The organism is Pseudoalteromonas sp. B160, from assembly GCF_037162485.1.
Lineage (GTDB): Bacteria > Pseudomonadota > Gammaproteobacteria > Enterobacterales > Alteromonadaceae > Pseudoalteromonas > Pseudoalteromonas rhizosphaerae.
Window position 1 is genome coordinate 2068726 of the sequence record NZ_JARLUX010000001.1, and the last position, 22992, is coordinate 2091717.

The 22992-nt window shown below is 40.5% G+C and carries 16 protein-coding genes and 1 pseudogene; 7 read left to right on the forward strand and 10 right to left on the reverse strand.

Translation table 11 applies throughout. The features are described from left to right. The first annotated feature begins 36 nt into the window (after positions 1 to 36). From P4S61_RS09590 to P4S61_RS09600, 3 genes and pseudogenes are all read left to right on the forward strand, one after another. Positions 37 to 2729 (forward strand): annotated as a pseudogene (locus P4S61_RS09590) (CHASE domain-containing protein). Positions 2730 to 2854: 125 nt separating this feature from the next. After that, positions 2855 to 3862, forward strand: a complete 1008-nt coding sequence (add, locus tag P4S61_RS09595; RefSeq protein WP_182735754.1) for an adenosine deaminase — start codon at positions 2855 to 2857, stop codon at positions 3860 to 3862. Positions 3863 to 3995: 133 nt separating this feature from the next. Further along, positions 3996 to 5006, forward strand: a complete 1011-nt coding sequence (locus tag P4S61_RS09600) for a hypothetical protein (protein ID WP_337118196.1) — start codon at positions 3996 to 3998, stop codon at positions 5004 to 5006. Positions 5007 to 5077: 71 nt separating this feature from the next. Here the strand turns inward: P4S61_RS09600 and P4S61_RS09605 are convergent, their stop codons facing one another. The 5 genes from P4S61_RS09605 to ubiD form a co-directional block, all read right to left on the reverse strand. Continuing rightward, a complete protein-coding gene (locus P4S61_RS09605; protein ID WP_145239928.1) occupies positions 5078 to 5485 on the reverse strand; it encodes a CBS domain-containing protein in 408 nt (135 codons plus the stop codon). A 108-nt stretch (positions 5486 to 5593) separates the two neighbouring features. Further along, entirely contained in the window at positions 5594 to 6307 is a 714-nt protein-coding gene (locus tag P4S61_RS09610) for a helix-turn-helix transcriptional regulator (protein WP_149982175.1), read from the reverse strand. A gap of 29 nt (positions 6308 to 6336) precedes the next feature. Then, positions 6337 to 6660, reverse strand: a complete 324-nt coding sequence (locus P4S61_RS09615; protein ID WP_257325242.1) for a hypothetical protein — start codon at positions 6658 to 6660, stop codon at positions 6337 to 6339. Between the two features lie 102 nt (positions 6661 to 6762). Further along, complete coding sequence (fre, locus tag P4S61_RS09620) at positions 6763 to 7476, reverse strand: NAD(P)H-flavin reductase (RefSeq protein WP_149982174.1); 714 nt, start codon at positions 7474 to 7476, stop codon at positions 6763 to 6765. Positions 7477 to 7562: 86 nt separating this feature from the next. Continuing rightward, a complete protein-coding gene (gene ubiD / locus P4S61_RS09625; RefSeq protein ID WP_145239922.1) occupies positions 7563 to 9029 on the reverse strand; it encodes a 4-hydroxy-3-polyprenylbenzoate decarboxylase in 1467 nt (488 codons plus the stop codon). A gap of 166 nt (positions 9030 to 9195) precedes the next feature. On the opposite strand from ubiD, the gene P4S61_RS09630 reads away from it, so the two are divergent. Then, positions 9196 to 11829 carry a sensor domain-containing protein gene (locus P4S61_RS09630; protein WP_337118197.1) on the forward strand — a complete coding sequence of 878 codons (2634 nt, stop codon included), beginning with the start codon at positions 9196 to 9198 and terminating at the stop codon, positions 11827 to 11829. An 84-nt stretch (positions 11830 to 11913) separates the two neighbouring features. Here P4S61_RS09630 and P4S61_RS09635 read toward each other — a convergent pair whose 3' ends face one another. Then, positions 11914 to 13935, reverse strand: coding sequence for a methyl-accepting chemotaxis protein (locus P4S61_RS09635; RefSeq protein WP_145239918.1), 2022 nt, complete (start codon positions 13933 to 13935; stop codon positions 11914 to 11916). Positions 13936 to 14011: 76 nt separating this feature from the next. Beyond that, entirely contained in the window at positions 14012 to 14296 is a 285-nt protein-coding gene (locus P4S61_RS09640; protein ID WP_145239917.1) for an MliC family protein, read from the reverse strand. A 123-nt stretch (positions 14297 to 14419) separates the two neighbouring features. Between P4S61_RS09640 and P4S61_RS09645 the strand changes: the two genes are divergently transcribed. Continuing rightward, the gene (locus P4S61_RS09645) at positions 14420 to 15340 is read left to right on the forward strand and encodes a DUF808 domain-containing protein (protein ID WP_145239915.1); all 921 of its coding nucleotides are present in this window, start codon (positions 14420 to 14422) and stop codon (positions 15338 to 15340) included. 56 nt (positions 15341 to 15396) lie between these two features. On the opposite strand, the gene P4S61_RS09650 is transcribed toward P4S61_RS09645, so the two are convergent. Beyond that, entirely contained in the window at positions 15397 to 16686 is a 1290-nt protein-coding gene (locus P4S61_RS09650) for a hypothetical protein (RefSeq protein WP_145239913.1), read from the reverse strand. A 215-nt stretch (positions 16687 to 16901) separates the two neighbouring features. Here P4S61_RS09650 and P4S61_RS09655 point away from each other — a divergent pair, with 215 nt between their 5' ends. Next, positions 16902 to 18863, forward strand: a complete 1962-nt coding sequence (locus P4S61_RS09655; RefSeq protein WP_257325246.1) for an alpha/beta hydrolase family protein — start codon at positions 16902 to 16904, stop codon at positions 18861 to 18863. Positions 18864 to 18941: 78 nt separating this feature from the next. On the opposite strand, the gene P4S61_RS09660 is transcribed toward P4S61_RS09655, so the two are convergent. Continuing rightward, positions 18942 to 19880: a tetratricopeptide repeat protein gene (locus P4S61_RS09660; RefSeq protein WP_145239911.1), complete on the reverse strand. Its 939-nt coding sequence runs from the start codon at positions 19878 to 19880 to the stop codon at positions 18942 to 18944. Between the two features lie 94 nt (positions 19881 to 19974). Beyond that, complete coding sequence (locus P4S61_RS09665) at positions 19975 to 21378, reverse strand: M20/M25/M40 family metallo-hydrolase (protein WP_337118198.1); 1404 nt, start codon at positions 21376 to 21378, stop codon at positions 19975 to 19977. Between the two features lie 224 nt (positions 21379 to 21602). On the opposite strand from P4S61_RS09665, the gene dbpA reads away from it, so the two are divergent. Continuing rightward, the gene (gene dbpA, locus P4S61_RS09670) at positions 21603 to 22991 is read left to right on the forward strand and encodes an ATP-dependent RNA helicase DbpA (protein ID WP_145239907.1); all 1389 of its coding nucleotides are present in this window, start codon (positions 21603 to 21605) and stop codon (positions 22989 to 22991) included. Position 22992: the final 1 nt, after the last annotated feature.

A 22992-nucleotide genomic window follows, 5' to 3' on the forward strand; every position in this document is an offset into this window, starting at 1 on the left:
ACAGTTAGTTGAGGCCTGAATAGGAGCGCCAGAGCATTGCAAAATATATTTACTCTGACGTTTGGTTTAACTTTTGCTTATTTTATTACTGGGTTTTTCAGTAATTCGCTGCTCGCTATTGATGGTTATGCAGTGGCTTCGTGGCCACCATCAGGCATTGCCCTTGCAGGGTTTTTATTGTGCGGGCGACGCGCCTTAGTTGGGGTTTTGCTCGGTGCTTTACTCACCAATATGATTCATCTCGATCGTGTTGCTGATATTCTGCATTGGCAGGTTTTCTTACAAGCTTTAGCTGTCTCTTTTGCAGCCGTTTTGCAGGCCTGGGTAGGCTGCTATTGCATCGTTAAAATAATTAAAGCTCCGCTAGACTTATCCTCTTTAAAACACAGTGTACAAAGCTTGATCATTGCAGGGCCTGCTTGCTGTGTGATTGCTGCAGCGATAGGCACTAGCTTATTGGTGTCCAATAATATAATACCGGTACATACCGCTTTTGATAACTTTGTGGCGTGGTGGATTGGCGACAGTATTGGGGTGTTAATTTTTACACCGTTAATATTGGCGGCTTTTAATTACGAGCAGATGCGTCATCGCTTACAAGTAATTTTACCTTCAATCCTTATTTATGTCGTTATAAGTATTAGCTTTTATGCTGCGGCAAGTGTGAAAAAAGACAAAGATATTCAAAAGCAAGAAGCAAAAGTAGCTGAAGTGCGGTTGGAAATAAATCATAAATTAGATGAGGTATCGGCGCATTTAGCTCTGCTTTCTACTTTTTTGCCAGTAGTGATGAAGTCAGTTACGCTGAATTTAAGCGTTTTACTACAACTCAACTTGATTATAGCAATGAAGTACTTGCCCTAGAATGGGTGCCAAATGTACCGTTATCAACGGTTGCTCAATACCAACAACAAATTCGTCTAGAAGGCTTTAATGAATTTTATATAAAAGAGCAATCACCCGAGCAACAATGGCAGAGTGTGACGAAACGGGACAGTTATTACCCTGTACAGTATGTACATCCGATGTTGGGTAATGAAGAGGTAGTAGGTTTTGATTTAGCCTCAAATGCGCAAATCCGTAATGTGATGATGATGTCAAAAGCATTGAATGAGTTGATTATTAGCGAACCGATGAAGCTTGTACAAAGCAACAATGATGATACTGGGGTATTGTTTTTCTTTCCGGTTTTTGGTGACTTAGATATTCAAGGTGATTTTAGGGGCTTTGTGGTTGGCGTTATTAACTTAGCGCGCTTGGCTGATACTTTGCAGTTTAATCATCGTAGTCAAGTAAGTATGCACTTCTACGATGTGACTGATGCGCAGCAGCGGCAACTAATCTACCGTGCATCTCGCACCGATAGCAAACTGCTGAGTGAATACCAGTTAGTTATTGGGCAGCGAGTTTGGCAAGTTCAGCTATTTGAGCCAACAACACAAACGTCATGGATAATGTACTGGTTTGCACAAATATTAGGGATGTTATTTGTTTGGTTACTGATCACTTTTTTAATCTCAGTGACCGGCACCAATATTCAGGTGCGCGAGCAAGTTGCTCAACAAACACGAGTGTTGCGTCAAGAAAAACAAAAAGCAGATGAAGCAAGTCAAATCAAAAGCCAGTTTTTAGCGAATATGAGTCACGAAGTACGTACTCCGATCAATGGCATTAAAGGTCTGCATTATTTAGCGTTGCAGCAGCAAGATTGGCAACAAGCCCGCCATTATATTGAACAAGCTGATGGTGCGCTGAGTGTGTTGCTGCGAGTATTAAATGATGTACTCGATTTCTCTAAAATGGAAGCTGGCAAACTCGATTTAATACAAGAGCCTATCGAGCTAAATCAGCTTATTGATGAATTAGTTAATTTGGTGCAATTCGACGTTGATATTAAGTCGCTGAAATTAATATTAGAACTAGATAACAGCGCAGAACTACAGCTAGATAGCGACCCAATACGTTTAAAGCAGGTCTTGCTAAATTTATTAAATAATGCGATTAAGTTTACCGCTACAGGCACAATCACACTCAAAGTATGGCAGCAGCAAGACGTCACTTACTTTAGTGTCAGTGATACTGGTATTGGTATTAGCCAAGTAGCTCAACAGCAACTTTTTCAACCATTTGCACAAGCCGATAGCTCTACCTCGCGACAGTTCGGCGGTACAGGTTTGGGGTTAAGTATTTGCAAAAAGTTGGTTGAATTGATGGGAGGAAATATTAGTTTAGTAAGTGAGGAAGGACAAGGTTCAACTTTCACTTTTACCTTACCACGTATCTCGCCTCTCACTAAAGCCGAGCAATTAGAGCCTCTCTTTGCTGAGATTGACACGAGTACTTTATCGCTTGCTGAATTTAAGATCCTATTGGTGGAAGATAATCCGCTAAACCAACATGTTGCTACCGCTATATTAAAAACCAAAGGGTGTATTGCTGATGTTGCCAGTGACGGTTTTGAAGCCATTGAGAAGGTCTCTGAAACCCGTTATGATTTAGTGCTTATGGATATTCAAATGCCTAATATGGATGGTTTGCAAGCCACTAAAGTGATTCGTGATGAGCTATTTATACATCAGCTTCCTATTATTGCTCTGTCAGCAAATGCTCATGATGATGATGTTAAAAAAGCTCTCGCAGCTGGTATGGATGGCTATTTAACAAAACCAATCGATGCCGAAAAGCTATTTAAAACCATATGGCATTACCTACAACAGAGTATTGATTAATTTTTAGTACTTTTATCGAGCGGGGCTGACAAATGACCTCAATAATACAAACAAAATCATCTAAACTTGAATTACCGATTTAAGTGCGTATGATCCGCGCAAATTAACTGAACTGAGTGCTAATTATGATCAATAAAAAACTCCCTTTGCTAGATATCCATCGCCATTTAGATGGCAATGTCCGCGCGCAAACTATTCTTGATTTAGGTCGTCAGTTCAATATTAAGCTGCCTGCTGATAATGTTGCAGACTTAATACCGCATGTGCAAGTTATCGATCCTGAGCCTAACTTAATGGCCTTTTTACAAAAGCTTGACTGGGGCGTCACGGTATTGGGTGATTACGATGCGTGTCGGCGTATTGCTATCGAAAATATTGAAGATGCGCAAGCACAAGGTCTTGATTATGTAGAGCTGCGTTTTAGCCCTTACTACATGGCACAAAGCCAAGGCTTACATCCACAAGGTGTGGTTGAAGCTGTAGTTGATGGTATTAAAAGTGCGACTCAAAGTAGCACGGTTAAAGCTAACCTGATTGGTATATTATCACGTACTTATGGCACTAAAGTTTGCCAGCAAGAGTTAGATGCCTTACTCGCGTTTAAAAATGATTTAGTTGCAGTGGACTTAGCTGGTGATGAAATTGGCTTTCCGGGCGAGTTATTTGTCGATCACTTTAAGCAAGTACGTGATGCTTACCTTAGCGCAACGATTCACGCCGGTGAAGCTCTGGGAGCTGCCAGTATTTGGCAAGCAATCAATGAGCTAGGTGCTGAGCGTATTGGCCATGGTGTCAAAGCTATTGAAGATGCCAAGCTAATGGACTACCTACGTGATAAACGCATAGGTATTGAATCGTGCCTAACTAGTAACGTGCAAACCAGCACAGTAGCCAGTTTAGATGTGCATCCACTGAAGCGCTTCTTAGATCATGGTATTTTAGCGTGTATTAATACCGATGATCCCGCAGTGGAAGGCATCGAAATTGAACATGAATACATGGTTGCAGGACCTGCTGCAGGACTGACTCAGGTTGATATGGAAAAGGCGCAAGTTAATGCGCTTGAGATTGCATATTTAAGCGATGCAGAAAAACAAGCCTTACGAGATCTAAAAGCCTCGTCTACTTATTAATTTAAGTTTTATGATTGAAATGCGCTATCTAGCGCATTTTTGCAATATCAACAGGAAAGAAAAACATTTATTGCACTAGAAGAATGGCGCTTCTAAATAAAGTAAGGATGTAATTCCCTTAAAGGACCTGACTATGAAATTTTTCACGATATTTTTTACTCTTTCGATTTTAGCAAATAGTTATTTTGTAAAGGCTGAATCATTCATACCTGCGAAACTTATTAATAATCACAATACGCTAAATAAAACTCAAAGCGCCACTCGTTTAGAAGGCTGGGCTTACGTAAGTTATGTAATTGATATCGATGGTAAAGTGAGTGATATTGATATTATCGATATTTCTGATAAAGAATATTTTACTGCACGTACAAAAAAATACTTTGAAAAGCTTGAGTTTTCGCCAGCAACAGATGGGCAAGGCAGTATTGCGTCTGGGCAAACGCTGTTACTTCGCTTGACTAAGGAAGGGATTGGTATTGGTAGATACGCTGTTACGCCCGGTTTTTATACTCGTTACGAGCAAGCAAGTGAGCTGCTTTCTCAGCAGCGGTTCGCTGAAGTCGAAAAATTATTGACCGATATGTCATCAGATAATGCCAAAAACTTACAAGAGCAGGCTTTACTTTATTGGATTCAAGGTCGCTATTATTACGCGCAAAAAGAGTGGGATAACTACGGTCAAAGTATCGAAAGAGCAGGCTATCTTCATCCAGACTTACCACCATCACTTGCCTCTAAAACACTACAAAATTTATATCGTTGGCACTTATATAAAAATCAGTTTTTTAATGCTGGGCAAGCTATTAAGGCAATGACTCAATTAGAGAATGTTGAAATTAGCGAACAAAGCATGGATTTTTTACAGCAGCCTATAAATGAGAGTCTATCAAGTGATAAAGAGTTTAAGTTACAACAAACAATGCTTAAAGGGCAAAGTTGGGTATATCAGCCTCTAAAACTCAATTTTACAATTTCAATGAATGCTGAGCAGATTGGTGAAATAGCGCTAAGATGCGCAAATAGAGTAAACGATTTGACGTTGAGTGACGTTGTTAAAGTGACGTTAGCACCATCAGATAAAAACTGCGCAGTATTAATAAAAGCCAAAGATGCGGCGGTTATAAATATTACGGAGCACCCCTAGCTTAATTAACGCACATTAAACAAATGGCAATGCCTTGTTCGCTTAGCGTCAGGCATTGCTTGAAAAACACATTATTGCTGGCAGCTCAGGTAGTTATCAAAAAGTGCTTTGAGTACATCACTGCGTCCAATCATGCCAATTACTTTGGTGCCTTCAACAACGGGGTAATTTTTAGGTTTACCGGTTTTCATTTGCTCGGCAAGTTCCATTATGTTGGTGTCGCCGTTGACGGTTACAACCTCGGTTTGCATCAGTTGTGAAACCTTAACCACACCGTCACAAAAATAACTATTTTGCATTAACGGTTTTAGCAGTTCTTGCTCAGAAATAAAGCCCACTAAACATTTATTATCATCAAACACTGGCGCTCCCAGTAGTTTGAATTTTTGTAGTTCTGCAATTGCTGTGGTCATCTCGGTTTCAGGGGTTATATGCGGTAACTTGCGCTGCATAAAATCTTTTACTTTGGTGTTTAACATTTGGGTCTCTCCCAATTAATGAGTTATTCAAAGTATGGTTAAGGATTGGCCGTTTGTGAAATTGTTTATGTTGATTGCGCTGATAGGTAACAACAATCACAGCTAAATTTAATTATGAGCCAGACCATCAGAGTGAGTTTGGTATTTGGCTTTCACTAACTCCATATAATGCGCTAAGCTTTTTTGTGAATTAGTATCAAATGCCTTGGCGAGTGGAATAATGCTTTGAATACGATCTAAGCGAAACTCTCGGTAGTCACTGCGCAACTGACAATAAGCGATAAGAGTCCACTTTGCTCCCCAATATACCAGTCCTAAAGGGTCGACAATACGCTGAGTTGGTCGTTGGTTTACATCCAGATAATGAAATTCAATGCAGGTTTTATTAGTGATGGCTTTACGAAGTATCAAAGTGGTCGTTTGGTGGCTTTTATCGTGATGAAATGCAGAGACTAAATACGGCAGCTCTGCAACGCGTTGCTTTAACCTGTTAGGCAACACTGCATTAATTTTAGTCATTGCAGCTTGGGCATTCGCCGCTAACTGTGGATCAGTCCAAGCGCTCACCATTTTACTACCTAACAACAGTGCTTGTAGCTCCTCAAGAGTAAACATCATCGGTGGTAGATCGTAATCGGTAATTAAATAGCCAGTGCCTGCCTCACCTTCAACGGGCACGCCCGAGCTCTGTAAGTGCTGAATATCGCGATAAATTGTTCGCTGAGATACCTGTAATTTATTGGCAAGTTCGTTTGCAGTGATCGCAAAGCGGCGACTCTTAAGTATGTTTACTAATTGAAATAGCCGCTCTGATTTGTGCATTGGTTATCCTTGTTTTCAAAAATACAGTGTTAGCTTTGTTGGCAAGCTGTTTGGCTAAGCACTTCAAAACGATCCTGCTTTATCGATTCTTTTGCAATGAGAGAAGTGTACTGTTGGCAAATAGCATTATCAAAAAATGTATCACGCAGTTTTTGGGCATCAGCAACCGTAGCAAAATAAATGATACTACTATATTGCTGGGTATCGGCTTGTTTAGCAAGGGAGCGGTAAAGTACGCCTGATTGGTTATCAATATAACGCTGAAAATCATTATTAGCGATATGGAACTGCGCTAAATTTGTATCAGTCTTTAGTTTGAAATTTACAACTTCGATTAAATTTGTGGTCATCATAGTTCTCCTTGTTTAAGAAGAGCTAAGTAAATCATAGCGGGCTGTCAGGGAGTGTCAGTAACCAGCTTACGGATAAAAATTAAGCTGGTTACTCTGGTTATACTATTTTATAAATGCAAATGCATCGGCGTACATGTTTTCGCGAATTGCACCATGTGCTAGGAAATCATCGCGCACAATACCTATCATGTCAAAACGCCCTGCCATGTAAATATCATATGGGGCAAGCGATACGATATCGTTCATCACCGCTTTATGTACGTAGCCTGTGTGGCCTGTCCAGCTAGCTGTTGGGTTTTCAACTACTGGTATAAAGGTAAAGTTTTCACGGCTATCGGCCCATGTTTGCATTTCAGTATGCGCATACAAGGCTGACTCTTCACGCACACCCCAATAGAACAATACCGGACGCTCACAACCGATTTCACTTAAATGATCAGCCATAGATTTTGCGTATGAAAACCCAGTGCCGCCAGCGAGTAAAATAATTGGGCGTTCGCATTGGAGACGCAACTGTGAAATGCCTAAGCCGGCTTCAATCAACACCTGAGTTTTCTCAGCATGGGCTTGGCGAAGATGCTCTAAAGTTTGCATTGCATATGAATCAACTGCAGATGCGCCAATATGGAGTTCTAGCTCATCAGACTGTGAAGGGCGGCTGGCAATTGAAAACGCGCGCTTGTCTTTTTCGCCAAGCACTACTTGCAAATATTGGCCAGCTTCAAAGGTGACGCTTTCAACAGGTTTTAAAATTACTTTGTGAACAAATTCAGTGAGTGGGCTGATAGCGACAACTTCAGCGTGTAATGTTTGCATGTTTTACCTTAAATTAGCGGATACGCACTTTATTTGAACAATAATAACATATCCGCATAGTGAGTTTATAGCCTCTAAAAGAGCTGTTAAAGAATATCTAAGCTTTGCCAGATTTCATCGACGCGATCTTTAGTCGCTTGATCCATCACAATGGGTTCGCCCCACTCACGAGTGGTTTCGCCAGGCCATTTATTAGTGGCATCCATACCCATTTTTGAACCAAGACCTGAAACCGGTGATGCAAAGTCTAAATAATCAATCGGTGTGTTTTCAATTAGAGTCGTGTCGCGGGCGGGATCCATACGTGTAGTAATCGCCCATATCACGTCATTCCAATCACGTGCGTTAACATCATCATCACAGACAATGACAAACTTTGTGTACATAAACTGACGCAAGAACGACCATACCCCCATCATCACGCGCTTGGCATGACCTGGGTATTGTTTTTTCATTGTCACTATCGCCATACGATATGAACAGCCTTCTGGCGGTAGATAAAAATCGACTATCTCAGGAAATTGCTTTTGTAAAATAGGTACGAAGACTTCATTGAGTGCGACCCCTAAAATTGCCGGCTCATCTGGTGGACGACCAGTAAAAGTGCTGTGATAAATAGGATCTTTACGATGTGTCATGTGGGTCACGGTCATAACAGGGAAGTTATCAACCTCATTGTAATAACCCGTGTGATCGCCATAAGGGCCTTCAGGTGCCATTTCGCCCGGCATTATATAGCCTTCAAGAACTATTTCAGCACTGGCAGGAACTTGTAAATCATTGGAGATCGACTTAACTACTTCTGTTTTGCTACCACGTAGCAAGCCGGCAAAGGCGTATTCACTCAAGGTATCTGGCACTGGCGTGACGGCACCTAGGATTGTCGCCGGATCAGCACCCAATGCTACCGATACCGGATAAGGTTGGCCTGGGTTTTCTTTACACCATTCTTGAAAATCGAGAGCACCGCCACGGTGTGATAACCAGCGCATAATGATTTTATTTTTACCGAGTAATTGTTGGCGGTAAATACCTAAGTTTTGGCGTTTTTTGAAAGGTCCTTTGGTGACGGTTAAACCCCAAGTGATTAATGGAGCCACATCACCAGGCCAGCAGTGTTGAATTGGCAGCTTAGTTAAATCAACATCATCGCCTTCTAGAATAACTTGCTGACAAGGCGCTTTTTTAACTTCTTTGGCAGGCATATTTAATACTTGCTTAAACACTGGAATTTGGCTAAATGCTTCTCTAATGCCTTTTGGTGGCTCTGGCTCTTTTAAAAATGCCAGCAACTTACCGACTTCCCGTAGTTCGCTAACGTGTTCTTTACCCATTCCCATGGCAACACGCTCTGGTGTACCAAATAAGTTAGCTAGTACGGGGATATCATAACCTTTAGGGTTTTCAAACAATAAAGCGGGTCCCTTAGCACGTAGTGTGCGGTCGGCAATTTCGGTCATTTCAAGATAAGGATCAACTTCTTGGTGAATACGCTTCAGTTCACCTTTTTTTTCTAATAAATCGATAAAATCACGTAGATCTTTGTATTTCATTGTGGGCCGCTTTAAAGCTTAAAAGACTGTTGGCATTATACTTAAATAAAGACGTTAAGCGAATTAATGAGGTGTTTTTAGAGCGCATTTAAGCGATCATTTTTGTTACATTATAAGGTGAGTAAGCTATAGTTTAGGACAAATGTTTGAAATGAGTTTTTGATTAATGGGTGGGCTTATCGTAAAAACATTTATCAAGGCTGTTCTTCTTTGCTGTGTAATTACCTTTGTAGATCAAGTAAGTGCTAAGCAATCATTAAATTCCGCGCTCAATGTGCCGCTTTTTAATGAGCACAGTGCCGTGATGTTAGTGGTAGAACCGCAAACGGGTGAAATTAAATTTGCTAATAAAGCAGCGGCAGCATTTTATGGTTACAGTATTGCGCAATTGCAAACAATGCGTATCCAGCAAATTAATATATTTACTGAGCAACAAGTTGCACAGGAACGCCAAGCTGCTCTGAGTAAAGGGCAAAACTATTTTGTTTTCAAACACCGATTAGCGAGCGGTGAAACACGTACCGTTAGCGTTTATTCAGCCCCATTTACAATTGAAAATAAAGATTTTTTATTTTCTGTCATACATGATATTTCATCTCAACGTAACCTTGAAAAAGCGCTTTGGCATTATCAAGAAAATCTTGAACAATTGGTTGCCATTCAAACTAATGAAATAGAACAAAAACGCACCGATCAATTGCTGTTAGCGCTAATATCTATTTCTGTACTACTAATACTGCTAGCGACTTTAACTTGGTTAGCTTTGCGATTACGCCGAGCTAAAAAATCGGCGCAAAAAGACAGTGTGACGCTAAAAGCGATTTTCAATAGTATTGATGATCTGCTCGTTTACACGGATGTCGAACATAGGGTCATTACAGCTAATACTGCGGCTGTGCAAAAGTTGACGGCAGGCGAGCCACTGGAAGATAAAAATATTTACTCATTTACTGAGTGTTCGAAAGGAGTAGTTGGGGTTGATAGTGAGTGTCAATTTCACGGAGCTAAAGAGGTATTTTGGGGAGAGGCACGAGTAACCGCAGTTATCGACGAAAAAAATAGCAAAATTGGTGAAATACATTTAATTCGTGATATCACTTTAAAATTAAAAGCACTTCAACAACAACGACTCGCGAGCACGGTATTTTCAACAACTAATGAAGGTATTTTAGTTTCTAATCGTGATAATGAAATTCAAGCTGTAAATAAAGCCTTCACACAGATCACCGGTTATCAAGAACAAGATGTGCTTGGTAAATCACCTGCAATATTAAATTCGGGCCATCATAAACCATCGTTTTTTAAAGTGTTATATCGACGTTTAAATGAGGCAGGGCACTGGGAAGGTGAAATATGGAACCGCCGCAAAGATGGTAGTATTTACCCGAGCTGGGTCAATATTTCGGTAGTATTTGACGAGGAAAAAGACATTGAAGTTTATGTTGCCTTATTTAACGACATTTCTTTACGCAAAGAAAATGAACAGGAAATGTGGCTACAAACTAATTTTGATACCTTAACGGGTTTGGCAAATCGCTATCATTATAATAGCAAGCTAGATCAAGAAATGATCCGTGCGACAGCTGATAATAAGCGTTTGGCAATTTGTTTTATTGATTTAGATCGGTTTAAAAGCGTTAACGATACCTTAGGGCATAATAGTGGTGATTTACTATTACTTGAGGCTGCCAAAAGGCTTAAAGCATGTATGCGCAGCTCTGACGTAGTTGCCCGTTTAGGTGGCGATGAGTTTGCGCTATTACTGCCAGGGATCAATACGTTAGCAGATATTGAGCGACTAGCTACAAAAACTCTGCTGGCGCTTAGTTCTTCATTTAAAATTGGTGAGCAAGATGTATTTGTATCCGGCAGTATGGGGATCACTATTTTCCCCGACGATGGAGTCGATCGCAAAATATTATTACGTAATGCTGATAGCGCCATGTACAAAGCTAAAGCACAAGGGCGAAACTGCTTTGAGTTCTTTACCAGTGGCTTGCATGAACAAGCGACTGCTCGCAGTAGGCTCGAAAATGCTCTTCATAAAGCGCTTAGTAATAACGAGTTTACCGTTTATTTTCAGCCAATTATTAGCCACGATAAAAAAACGGTCGGTTGTGAAGCTTTATTGCGATGGCATAGTGCGGAGCTTGGCGATGTGTCGCCGGCACAATTCATTCCTGTATGTGAAGAGTTAGGATTAATCATTCCAATTGGTGAGTGGGTACTCAGAGAAGCATGCCGCGAAGCTGCTAAGTGGTGTAGCAGTTTCGGTGATCAGTTTTTTGTTACGGTAAATATGTCTAGCGTGCAATTTATTCGCCAAGATATTGAAGCGTTAGTTAAAAGTGTTCTACAGGAAACGCAGTTATCAGCTCAGTGTTTAACCCTTGAAATTACAGAAACGCTACTTGCTGATAATAGCTCAAATATTTTGCAGCAGTTGCAAGCATTACGGGCAACCGGCGTGGGTTTAGCAATTGATGACTTTGGCACCGGTTACTCGTCGTTGAGCTATTTAAAGCGTTTTCCGCTGAGTAAGTTAAAAATAGATCGGGAGTTTATAAAAGACTTACCCGATGAGCTTGAAGATTGCGCGATGGTCAGTGCAATAATTTCAATGGCTAGTAACCTACAGCTCAAAGTTGTTGCCGAAGGAGTTGAAACCTTTGCACAGCTGGCTTTTTTAAATGCTCTAAATTGTGATTATATTCAAGGTTTTTTATACAGCAAACCACTGCCAGCGGCACTATTTGATAAATACATTAGGGAGTTTATCGCGGAGCAAAATAATAAATAAGCTGCTACACGCCACTGCAACGTTATTTCTGTGGCGTGTATTTATCATTATCACAATAGCTGCAGATGGGTTTTATATTCAAAGTTAGAACTTAAACCTTTCTACCGCGCTGGTTAATGAGTGAGCGAGTTGGTTAACGTCTTCACTTTGGTTGGCGAGAGACTTTGCATGTTCGGCATTCGTTTGTGCTTGCACCGTTACCTGCGCCATAATCTGTTTTATTTCATTGCTGTTATCAAGCTGGTGATGCGATGAACTGGCAATTTGCATACTCATTTGGTTAATTGTCACTAAGGTACTTTGTATTTTATCCACGGCTTGGTTTAATTCACTACTATTTGCTACACATTCTTTTGCTTGTTGTTGCCCATCGTTAATTTCATGATGAGCAGTGTTGGCCTGATGTTGCAGTGTTTGGATCATTGTATGTATTTCGCTAGTCGAGTTTTGCGTTCGTGCAGCTAAAGAGCGTACTTCATCTGCCACAACAGCAAAGCCTCGGCCATTTTCTCCTGCACGAGCAGCTTCAATTGCAGCATTGAGCGCAAGCAAATTAGTTTGCTCAGCAATACTACTAATTGTATCCACGATCGCGCCAATTAATTGTGTGTGCTGGGTTAGCTCATTAGTACTTTGTACTGCTTGATCAAGTCGAGTAAGCAACGCTGCGATACGCTGGCTGTTACGATCAGCAATCTGGTTTACATCATGGGCAAACTGCGAAGCGTTAGCAACTTCATTAGAGGTGTTATCCGCTCGTTCACAGACCGCTTGGGAATTACTATGCATGCTATGCGCCACCGAGTCGGCCTCTGCAATACGATCTAATTGCTGCTGTGCTGCTTCGGTCATATGTTGGCCTTGTGCACTGGTTTGAATTGCTGATTGATCTAAGGTGTGGGCGTTATCACTTATCGCACTTAGTAATGTACTTAGATCATCGCTTAATTGATTGATATTGTTTAAAAGTACACCAAATTCATCATCATTATGGGGCTTTGTACGTTTCGATAAATCCCCAGAAGCGATACGTGATAGTGCTTTATTTACAGCATTTAGTGGTTTTAACATTGCTTTGGTGGTTAAAAAGCAGATCAAGGCTGCAAATGAAATAAGCACTAAACTTATAATAATCGCGAGTCGCGAACCGGTAGTGATCACCGACTGAGCATCTGCCTGCAAGGTATCAAAGCGTTTATCGGCTAAATGATTTAACTCAATAATGAGCTGCTCGGTAAGTTGAAACTGTTGCTGGAATACAGCAAAGGCTTGCTCGGTCGCAACTTTACTGGTCAAAAGAGTACTTTGTTGCTGGTACAGTGTTGCCAACTGTTGATTAATTAAGCTGAGAAGGTCTTTTAGGTTGCTGAAATTTGTTTGATTTTTTAACTCACTCGCTTGCTGTTGTAGGTATGTAAAATTAGATTGGATATTGTCTAATAAAAAAGCGGTATCTTGTTGGTGCTCTGTGAGTGTTTGTAGGGAGCTAATGTGGTTGATGCTCTTAACATTATTGCCTAAGGTGAATAGTAAGTCGTCAATGCGGGTCGCGGTACCAACAATAGCGGCTAATAACGATTGTTGCTCCGGTGTTACTTCGATTAGTTCTAAATCAAGTAAGCCACTACTCAAGTCAGCAAGATTATTAGCGTAATCATTTGCTAATGAGGTAACCTGAGTTGCTGCTGTTAGGCCTTGTTGTTTGGTGTTAAACATTGTTGCGCTAGTGTCACTAAACTTTTGATAACGTTGTGTTATTTGTGATAGTAATTGCAGCATTTGCGGTTGGTCGTGCAGCTGAGAGTTTAATTCTTCTAGCTTGGTTTTAAATAAAGCTTGTTCTTCATGAGTGCTCTGTTGCTGCTGTTGCAAACTGGCTTTACTTGTTTGGCTGTATGCAACGGCATTAAATTTGGTGATTGATAACAGCGATAACCGCAAGGCATGACTTTGCTGTTGTACCGGTACAGCTAAAGTTTCTATATCCGAAGTGGCGTGATTAATTTGTCCTAATGACCAGTAAAAAAAACTACTGCTGGCGAGCATTAAAAAACCAATTGTGGCAAAGGCAAAAATTAGTTTCGTTTTAATAGCAATAGCGCGCATAGTGAACCCGTAAATACTTAATTATTTATGAGTGTAGCAGTATTTTTATAAATTATAAGTTTGGCGAGCGATTGTATTACTCTAAATTACAATGATATTTGTTGCCATCAATTATCAACATTGCTTCATTCCCTTTGGTCCAAAACAGCACATCTTCATTGGTATATTTTACGCCCGAGGCGCTGATTTGTTTGGTCAGCGAATGATTTACTTGATTGTAATTTAGCGTGGCACTTTCTTCATCGTTACTGGTAATAACGGCGCTTAGCTGGCTATCGCAGGAGAAAGACTGACTATTTAATTGTTCTGTGCATGCACTGAGGCTAATAACACCGAGTGCAATTAATAGGATTTTATACATAAACAAGTACCTTGGCTAAGTGTGTTTAGCAACTAGCATAGCAAACGAAAATTAACCTTTGGTGAAAATACTTGTTTAGGCTATGTTGATTATTATAAATTTTTTAACTGCAAAGGAAATGAGATGGCAGGTACTAACCTATTGACATTATTGGACGATATCACCACTTTATTAGATGATATTGCCACTATGAGTAAAGTCGCCACGAAGAAAACTGCGGGTGTGTTAGGGGATGATTTAGCCTTAAACGCGCAACAAGTGACAGGAGTCACTGCCGATCGTGAGCTACCAGTCGTGTGGGCGGTAGCGAAAGGCTCATTTTTAAATAAAGCAATTTTAGTTCCTGCAGCGTTATTAATAAGTGTTTGGCTACCTTGGCTTATTACACCTTTATTAATGGTTGGTGGATTATTTTTGTGTTTTGAAGGTGCTGAAAAGTTAGTCGAAAAGTTATTACCAGCTACGAAAAATGATGATGTAGATGCTATCGAAAATTTAGATTTAGTTGAGTACGAAAAACAAAAAGTAAAAGGAGCTATTCGAACCGACTTTATTTTATCGGCAGAAATAATAGTTATCACTCTAGGCACCGTGGCGGGTGCAAGTCTACTAAATCAAGCGTTAGTCTTAAGTGTTATTGCGGTGATCATGACCATTGGCGTTTATGGGTTAGTGGCAGGGATTGTAAAACTTGATGATGCTGGTTTGTATTTGCTTAACCAAGCACAGCAAACAGGAAACCGTTTTAAAGCATTATTAGGTAAAGGTTTATTAGCCGCAGCACCACGCTTAATGGCGTTTTTAGCATTTGCAGGTACGGTAGCGATGTTTTTAGTGGGTGGTGGAATTTTAGTGCATGGTATTAGTGTGTTGCATCATTGGCAAATCGCTGTTGCTGAGTTTGCACTAGCAAATTTAGGTACGCTGGGAGAGATTATTGCGCCTTTACTGTTCGATGGTTTATTCGGTGTATTAGCCGGTGCGGTTGCTGTGTTGGTTCATCATGGAATTGCCAGCATGAAAGCAAAAAAGCCAGCAAAGTAAATTTGCTGGCAATGAATTAGCAAGGGAATGCTATGAAAGTTATTTGCTTGAATTAATTAGTGTTCATGTTTTGATTCAGCAGCTATACCTAACCAGGTAATTTGATTAGGGATAAAATCAAGGTTAAGAATAGTTTTAGTCGTTTGCTCATGGGTGTCGATACTTAATACTGTTTGGTTGTTTGCATCACTGATATATAAAGTATCGTCGGCCGCTGAGGCCGCGAGTGCATAGTTACCAGCTGGGTTTTCGAGTACTTTAAAGCGTGCGCTGACTTGCCAATCATCTTCAGCATGTAGCACTGACAAGAAACCATCACTTTCAAGTACATAAAACTCGCCGGTAATCCTATCCAGTGCACTTGCTAATACGGTATTTTCAGTATTTTGTTGCCATGCAAGCTGTGTCATTTCAGCTGATGCTGGGTCGATGGTGTAAAAAAGCTTACTTTGTGCAATACCTAAAAATAGTTCGCTGTGTTCACTCGCTTTAATTGTGCCAATACGCGTACCTTCAGCAAAGCTGTTGAGATTAGCTACTTTGGCTGCGTTAAACACACCACCTTTTTCAGTTATAACTAATACACCATCGCTACAGCCAAAAGCGATATGCTGGTGATTTTGCGCACTGCCATGTAGTGCAGGGCAATCCACTGCAAACCGCTGTTCTTGATGAAAGTGATCACCATGAATATGCAGTTGTTCAACATAATTTGGCAGCACGCTAGTTATATCTTCGCTGCGATAAGTTGTTATTACCGATTCACCGCGAATTTGCGCTGTACCATGCATGGCATTGTTAAAGCTATGTGCTGCAAGTATTTCGCCATCTTCAATTGATGTATCAGTTAAAATAGCAAAGCTTGCTGGGATCCCCGCATCTATATTGCCATCAAAAAACAGTGCCGCTTGCTGTTCGCTTATATCAAAATGAGTTGGCTTATCATTTGTTAATGTAAAACCTGAAAAGGAAGGTAGTTGTTCGTAATCATGCAGGTGATCATCATGATCTTCTTGGTATAAACCACCATCAATAAATTCTACATAGTTATCCGCGCGTTGTATAAGTACCGCAAAACGATTGTTAGGACTTGCATATAAGCCGCTAACAATATTTGCAGTATTAAACATTTCAAGTAGCGTGTCATTATCAGTATCGAAAATTGATACGTTTGCAGTATCAGCATGACTAATGGCTAAACGCCCTGTTGAGGTGATTCCGATATGATCATGGTTATCTGCCAGCCCAGCATTTTTATCTGCAAGATCATCAATTTCACTGTTACAAGCACACAGTACGGTGACCATAGATGCGATCAGGCTAGTTTTAAAGTTAGGTAAAATCATTAACATTCCGGTGTTTTGTTATAATGTATCGGTAATGTTATAATGTAACTTAATCAAAGTAAATAAGTACTCTTCGTTCTTTACTTAAGTATTTGGATGGATATCTATTTAAAATCTTACTGGGTACAATTGCAAAAAATATAAATATAAATATAAATATAAATATAAATATAAATATAAATATAAATATAAATATAAATATAAAAGGATGTTGTATGGGTAAAATAATGCAGTTTATTGTTGTTATTGCTTTGTGTGTTGTCAGCTTCATGAGTGATGCAAATCAATCAGCTCCAGCAGTCGATGACTTCAGCCGCAGCAGTGAATATAGCCAAGTTAAAATCTCTCCTAATGGGAGCTACCTTGCAGTAATTATGCAACCTGAAGGTAAAAAGGTGCTAGTTATTTTAGATGCTAAAAAATTTACAATTCACCACGCTATTAATTTTGAGAGCAATGCCCAAGTTGGTGCTTATCATTGGGTAAGTGATGATCGGGTTGTAGTTGCAAAAGAATACTTACGCGGCTGGCAAGATCACCCTGAATATTATGGGGAATTATATGGCGTGAATGCTGATGGCTCAAAAGCTAAGTACTTAGTTGGCTATCTTGGCGAAATGCAAACTGGCTCTCGTATCAAAAAGGCCACACCACTTTATGGCACCTCTTATTTGCTGGATCCTTTAATCCACGATGAAGATAAAATGCTTATAGTGACTTACCCGTGGACATCAAGTAGTGAACCGCACACGGTTGTTTATGAGGTTGATATCTTTTCAGGGAAGCGTCGTAAAGTTACGCGCTCCCCTTCACGTATGGCCAACTTTTTGACTGACCATGAAGGAAATGTCAGAGTGGCTGTTTCCAGTGATGATTACATTAAGCCTACAATACATATCCGTGAAAAGTCAGGTGGAGATTGGCAAGCGCTTAATTTAGCTGGTTTGACTTACAGTGATGTTGAGTTGCACGCTTTTGATAGTAGTGGTGATGCTGTCTATATCACAGCATCAATAAGTGGTGAAGCTCAAGGCTTATATAAATTGAATCTAAAAACCAGAGCAATTGATTTAATTCATAAGGAAGAGAAAGTCTCACCAAAGCAAATATGGGTCGATGAAGCATCAAAAGAGCTATTTGCGATTGAAACCGAACTAGGTTATCCAACTTATGCTTTTGTCGATGGGCAATCAGATAAAAGCATGCGTTTAAAATCATTAATCTCCGCTTTACCTGGTGAACAAGTGCAACTCGTTAGTAGTACTGAAGATGGCGACACTAATATTATTTATGCCTCTAATGATCGTAACCCTGGACAATATTATTTATTCGATGCCAAAAGTAATAACTTACGATTTTTGTTTGCATCCCGCAGTTGGATTGATGCAGAACAAATGGCGCAGACCAAGCCTGTAAGTTATACCAGTCGAGATGGTTTAACTATTTATGGCTACTTAACAGTACCGAATAACACCATAGAAAAAAACTTACCTTTAGTGGTTATGCCACATGGTGGTCCACATGGCCCGCGCGATTGGTGGGGATTCGACCCTGATGCACAGTTGCTTGCAAGCCGTGGTTTGGCCGTACTAAAAGTTAATTTTAGAGGTTCAGGTGGTTTTGGCCGTAACTTTGAGCATGCTGGGCATCGAAAATGGGGAGCTGAAATTCAATTTGATATTATAGATGGTGTGAAGTATTTAGTTGAGCAGGGTACAGTTAATAAAAACAATATCTGCATTATGGGCGCGAGCTTTGGTGGATACTCAGCGTTACAAAGTGCGATTTTAGAACCTGATATGTTTAAATGTGCGATTGGCGTTGTTGGCGTTTATGATTTGCCCTTAATGTTTAAAGAAGGGGATGTTGCAGAGCGCGATAGTGGCCAACGTTATTTACAGAATGTATTGGGTACAGATGAAGCGCAACTAAAGGCTTTTTCACCTAGCTATAATATTGATAAGTTAAAGGCTCCAGTGCTGATAGTGCATGGTGGTGAAGATCAGCGTGCACCGATTGAGCAAGCCGAATCACTGATTGCGGCTCTTAAAAAAGCTAAACATCCTTATATATATGAACTGCTTGAAGATGAAGGGCATGGTTTTTATAAGCAAGAACATCGCACTCGTTATTATCAAAAAGTGCTGACCTTTTTAGACCAACACTTAACAATGTAACAGTCGTATTTACGTGTTAAATGGCAAGCTAAAAGCTTGCCATATTTATATCCACTTGTTGTGGGTAGTTTGGCTATATTAACAGGAATACTCAAGGCACAGCTCTTTGAGTTGTACTTTGGCTTTGTGGTTATTTTGCCTGGCAGCTTGTTGATACCAATAAATAGCTTGGCTGATATCTTTTTCTACCCCCTCACCATCACGATACATTTGCGCAGTATTAAGCTGACCCCATTGTGAGCCTTCTTTGCTGGCGAGTAAAAAGCTTTCGAACGCTTCAGGAAATAACCCATCTTTGTAATAGATGATGCCTTGCTGATTATTTTTATTAAGCTTCAACCCTTCATATAGCGGTTTAGGGCGTGGTGGGAACATCACAAAACCACCATATAAGCTATATGCATAAGGGCGTAGTACATCATAAATAGCACCATCATCATATAAACGCTGTACTTCGCTGCGCGGTAAAGTTATTGTTCTTGATGAGAAATAATCTTTTTGTATCAATAAGCTGGTACGCATAGCCATAGTAATGCCGCTGTCGCGTTTATAGCGATAATTGCTGATTTGAAAGGTGATATTTTGGTCATCAAACTCGAGTACTTGGGCTACTTTTAGGTTTTCAGGGCGCAATGGTTCGTTAGAAAACTTATCAGCATGTACCAAGTAAGTATCGAATGCTTGTGGCTGGCTGAGTATTGCTTGCTTGGCTTTTAGCTCATCAAGATGTTGTGTATAAAAGTAAATTGATAACCAGATAAGTAATATCGAGCCTATAAAATATTTGATCAAAGAAAGCTTTTCTAACCATGGCAGTTGCATAATTGAAAGCTGCACATTGTGCTGACAATGGCTACACTGGTATTGGTAATGCCATGCTAATGGCAGCATAGGGACAATTGAAAAACGCAAAAAGCGGCTGTGGTTTTGTAGTCGATAGTCATCGTGATGACAGTATGGGCAGGTTTTTGTTTGGCTGAAAAACGACAATGAATCGCTGGTATTGAATAGTAGCATATGGCCTTTTTTCCCCTTCCTTGTTTTACGTTAAATTAAAACAAGGAGGGTTAGATGCAAAGTAAAAAATTGTAATAAAGTATGTTTGGTTAGCTTATTTACTCGCTACAGGCTTTGCTTTAATTGTAGTTTTAGCATCAGCTGCCATAAACGCAAATACAGCATATGCTGCGGTATTTTGCTTAAGTTTAGCCGGATCGATCTTATCAAGCGTATCATCAGCAGTGTGATGGTAGTCAAAGTAATCAGTACCGTCTTGGTGCAGCTCAAAAATTGGCGCGCTGGTGGCATTTTTAAATGGAATTAAATCAGGCCCACCATTAGCGCTATTTTTACCTATGTATTCAACATTTAGCGGCGCAAGTTGCTTGGCTATTGCACGCACTACTGGCAACGAGGCTGCAGAGACATTCGATTCAAAGCCATACACTACATCAGCACCAAAGTCAGATTCAGCGGCGGCAACAATTTTATCAAGTTCATTTGCATGCTTTTTAAAATAAGCTTTAGCGCCCCATAATCCTAGCTCTTCAGCGGCAAATAACACTACACGAATACTGCGTTTAGGACGTTTTATTTCACTAATATGTTTGGCAGCAGCCATGGTTAACGCAACGCCTGCACCATCATCAAGTGCGCCAGTGCCTAAATCCCAAGAATCTAAATGACCGCCAATCAGTACGTACTGTTCAGGGTTTTGTGTGCCATTGAACTGACCAATCACGTTATAGCCATTACCTTGGCCGCGATCTTCAGTTTGCACATTGATATTTACGGTAACATTTTTACCTAGTGCAACTAAGCGAGCTAGCTGATCTGCATCAGGATTAGCAATGGTCACATTAGGGATTTTCGTAACACCTTCTTGATAGTGACTGCCACCGGTATGAGCAAAGCGGTGGTGTGCGGTGCTAACAGAACGCATCATATAACCAATCGCGCCTTTTTTTGCAGCCTCAACTGAACCTGTTGAGCGAGCACGAACAGCAGGACCATAACCATTGCCATCAATATGACGGTTCATATGGTAATTTATATAAGCTATTTTACCTTTTAAGCTGTTTGCTGGTGCTGCGATAAGTTCATCAAGCGTTTCAAATAATACAACTTCAGCGGTAATGCCATCTTTTGGTGTGCTAACGCTGTGGCCTAATGCTGTTAGGTGCAAAGGTTGCTCGCTTGGCGTTAAAATTTTGCCACTTTCACTAAAACGACGCCACTCAGGGAAGGTTGCTTCTTCTAGCCATACTTTATCAAAACCAAGCTCTTTAAATTTAGCTTGGGCCCACGCAACGGCTTTTTTATCATTTTCTGTACCAGGTAAGCGAGGTCCTATTTCAGTAGTAAGCGATTCAAGCAATTGATAGCTTAACTCGCTGTTACTGGCAATAGTTCTTAGTTCGGTGACTTGCTGAAGTTGCTTTGCGGTAAATTCAGGCTCGGCGGCATTGGCTAAAAAGCTGCCGGCTAGCAGTAATCCGGTGATGATTTTTTTCATTATTGACCTGGTTATATTTTCAAGTGAGGGTTATTAAAGCATTTAATACTGAGCAACAAAAGTAGATGAGATAAATGCCTATCGGTGGTGATGTTATGGTGAATGTTTATTGAGAATATGGTCAGCTTAATGGTAGCAATTTGTATATTCTGCTATTATGCAGCATAACTAAGTCGGGCATCTGCAACGGCTTTTCATGTTTAATTATTGCACTGGAAATTACTTTGACCGCTACAGCTTTTTCATCACTCGCTTTACCATCAGGTTTGGTCGATAACTTATCGACTTTAGGTTACACCCAAATGACCGCTGTACAGGCGCAAAGCCTGCCGCCAGTGCTTGAAGGTAAAGACATCATTGCACAAGCTAAAACTGGCTCAGGTAAAACTGCCGCATTTAGTTTAGGTGTGTTGGCCAAGCTTAATGTTAAGCGTTTTCGTATACAGTCTTTAGTGCTTTGTCCAACCCGTGAGTTGGCTGAGCAAGTAGCTGTGGAAATGCGTAAATTAGCGCGTGGTATTCACAATATAAAAATATTAACTCTATGTGGTGGCGTGTCGATTGGTCCACAAATTGGTTCACTAGAGCATGGTGCACATATTATTGTTGGCACACCTGGGCGTGTAGATGATCATATTCGCAAAGGTACGCTACGTTTAGATGATGTAGACACGCTAGTACTTGATGAAGCCGATCAAATGCTTGATATGGGCTTTCAAGACACTTTGGATGCAATTATTGAGCGTATTCCAAAACAGCGTCAAACTTTATTATTTAGCGCCACTTTTCCGCGCGCAATAGAAGCGATTGCCAAGCGTGTATTAAGCAATCCTGTTATGGTGAAGGTTGAAGAAGAGCAAGAAAAAAGTACTATTAAACAGTACTTTTATAAAATGGATAATAACAAACAACGTTTTAATACATTAAAATTGTTGCTGCTGAAGTTTCAACCAGAAAGTTGTGTGGTGTTTTGTAATACCAAGGTCGAAACTCAACAGGTGTGTGATGATTTAGCTGATGAAGGCTTCAGTGCCGTGTCATTGCATGGTGATTTAGAGCAGCGAGATCGTGAGCGCACCTTGATCCACTTTGCTAATAAAAGCGCCTCGATTTTAGTGGCCACTGATGTAGCCGCTCGCGGTTTAGACATCGATGATATGGATATGGTGATTAACTACCACCTTGCCCATGACCCACAAACCCATGTACACCGTATTGGTCGTACTGGTCGTGCTGGTAAAAAAGGCATTGCATGCTCTATTTATGGCGATGCAGAACAATTCAAAGTGGCACAAATTGGTGACCATTATGAATGTGATTTTTTACCAGAACAATTACCGCCGTTTAGCCTACTTGAAAAGCCACCATACAAACCACAAATGGTGACACTAATGATCGATTCAGGTAAAAAGCAAAAGGTACGCGCAGGTGATATTTTAGGTGCATTAACCGGTAAAGATGGTGTTGCCGGACGTCAAGTCGGTAAAATTAATGTGCTTGATAATGTGGCTTTTGTGGCTGTCGAACGTAATAGCTCAAAGCCCGCGCTACGAAAATTAACGGAAGGTAATATTAAAGGCCGTAAAATTCGTGCCCGTCGTTTAACTCGTTAAT

Excerpts from the sequence above, each read along its gene's own strand:
- P4S61_RS09645 (WP_145239915.1), top strand. The coding sequence starts at position 14,420 with ATGGCAGGTACTAACCTATTGACATTATTGGACGATATCACCACTTTA.
- P4S61_RS09635 (WP_145239918.1), bottom strand. The coding sequence starts at position 13,935 with ATGCGCGCTATTGCTATTAAAACGAAACTAATTTTTGCCTTTGCCACA.
- P4S61_RS09630 (WP_337118197.1), top strand. The coding sequence starts at position 9,196 with ATGGGTGGGCTTATCGTAAAAACATTTATCAAGGCTGTTCTTCTTTGC.
- P4S61_RS09665 (WP_337118198.1), bottom strand. The coding sequence starts at position 21,378 with ATGAAAAAAATCATCACCGGATTACTGCTAGCCGGCAGCTTTTTAGCC.
- fre (WP_149982174.1), bottom strand. The coding sequence starts at position 7,476 with ATGCAAACATTACACGCTGAAGTTGTCGCTATCAGCCCACTCACTGAA.
- P4S61_RS09640 (WP_145239917.1), bottom strand. The coding sequence starts at position 14,296 with ATGTATAAAATCCTATTAATTGCACTCGGTGTTATTAGCCTCAGTGCA.
- ubiD (WP_145239922.1), bottom strand. The coding sequence starts at position 9,029 with ATGAAATACAAAGATCTACGTGATTTTATCGATTTATTAGAAAAAAAA.
- P4S61_RS09650 (WP_145239913.1), bottom strand. The coding sequence starts at position 16,686 with ATGATTTTACCTAACTTTAAAACTAGCCTGATCGCATCTATGGTCACC.
- P4S61_RS09605 (WP_145239928.1), bottom strand. The coding sequence starts at position 5,485 with ATGTTAAACACCAAAGTAAAAGATTTTATGCAGCGCAAGTTACCGCAT.
- P4S61_RS09615 (WP_257325242.1), bottom strand. The coding sequence starts at position 6,660 with ATGATGACCACAAATTTAATCGAAGTTGTAAATTTCAAACTAAAGACT.
- P4S61_RS09610 (WP_149982175.1), bottom strand. The coding sequence starts at position 6,307 with ATGCACAAATCAGAGCGGCTATTTCAATTAGTAAACATACTTAAGAGT.
- add (WP_182735754.1), top strand. The coding sequence starts at position 2,855 with ATGATCAATAAAAAACTCCCTTTGCTAGATATCCATCGCCATTTAGAT.
- P4S61_RS09660 (WP_145239911.1), bottom strand. The coding sequence starts at position 19,880 with ATGCTACTATTCAATACCAGCGATTCATTGTCGTTTTTCAGCCAAACA.
- P4S61_RS09655 (WP_257325246.1), top strand. The coding sequence starts at position 16,902 with ATGGGTAAAATAATGCAGTTTATTGTTGTTATTGCTTTGTGTGTTGTC.
- P4S61_RS09600 (WP_337118196.1), top strand. The coding sequence starts at position 3,996 with ATGAAATTTTTCACGATATTTTTTACTCTTTCGATTTTAGCAAATAGT.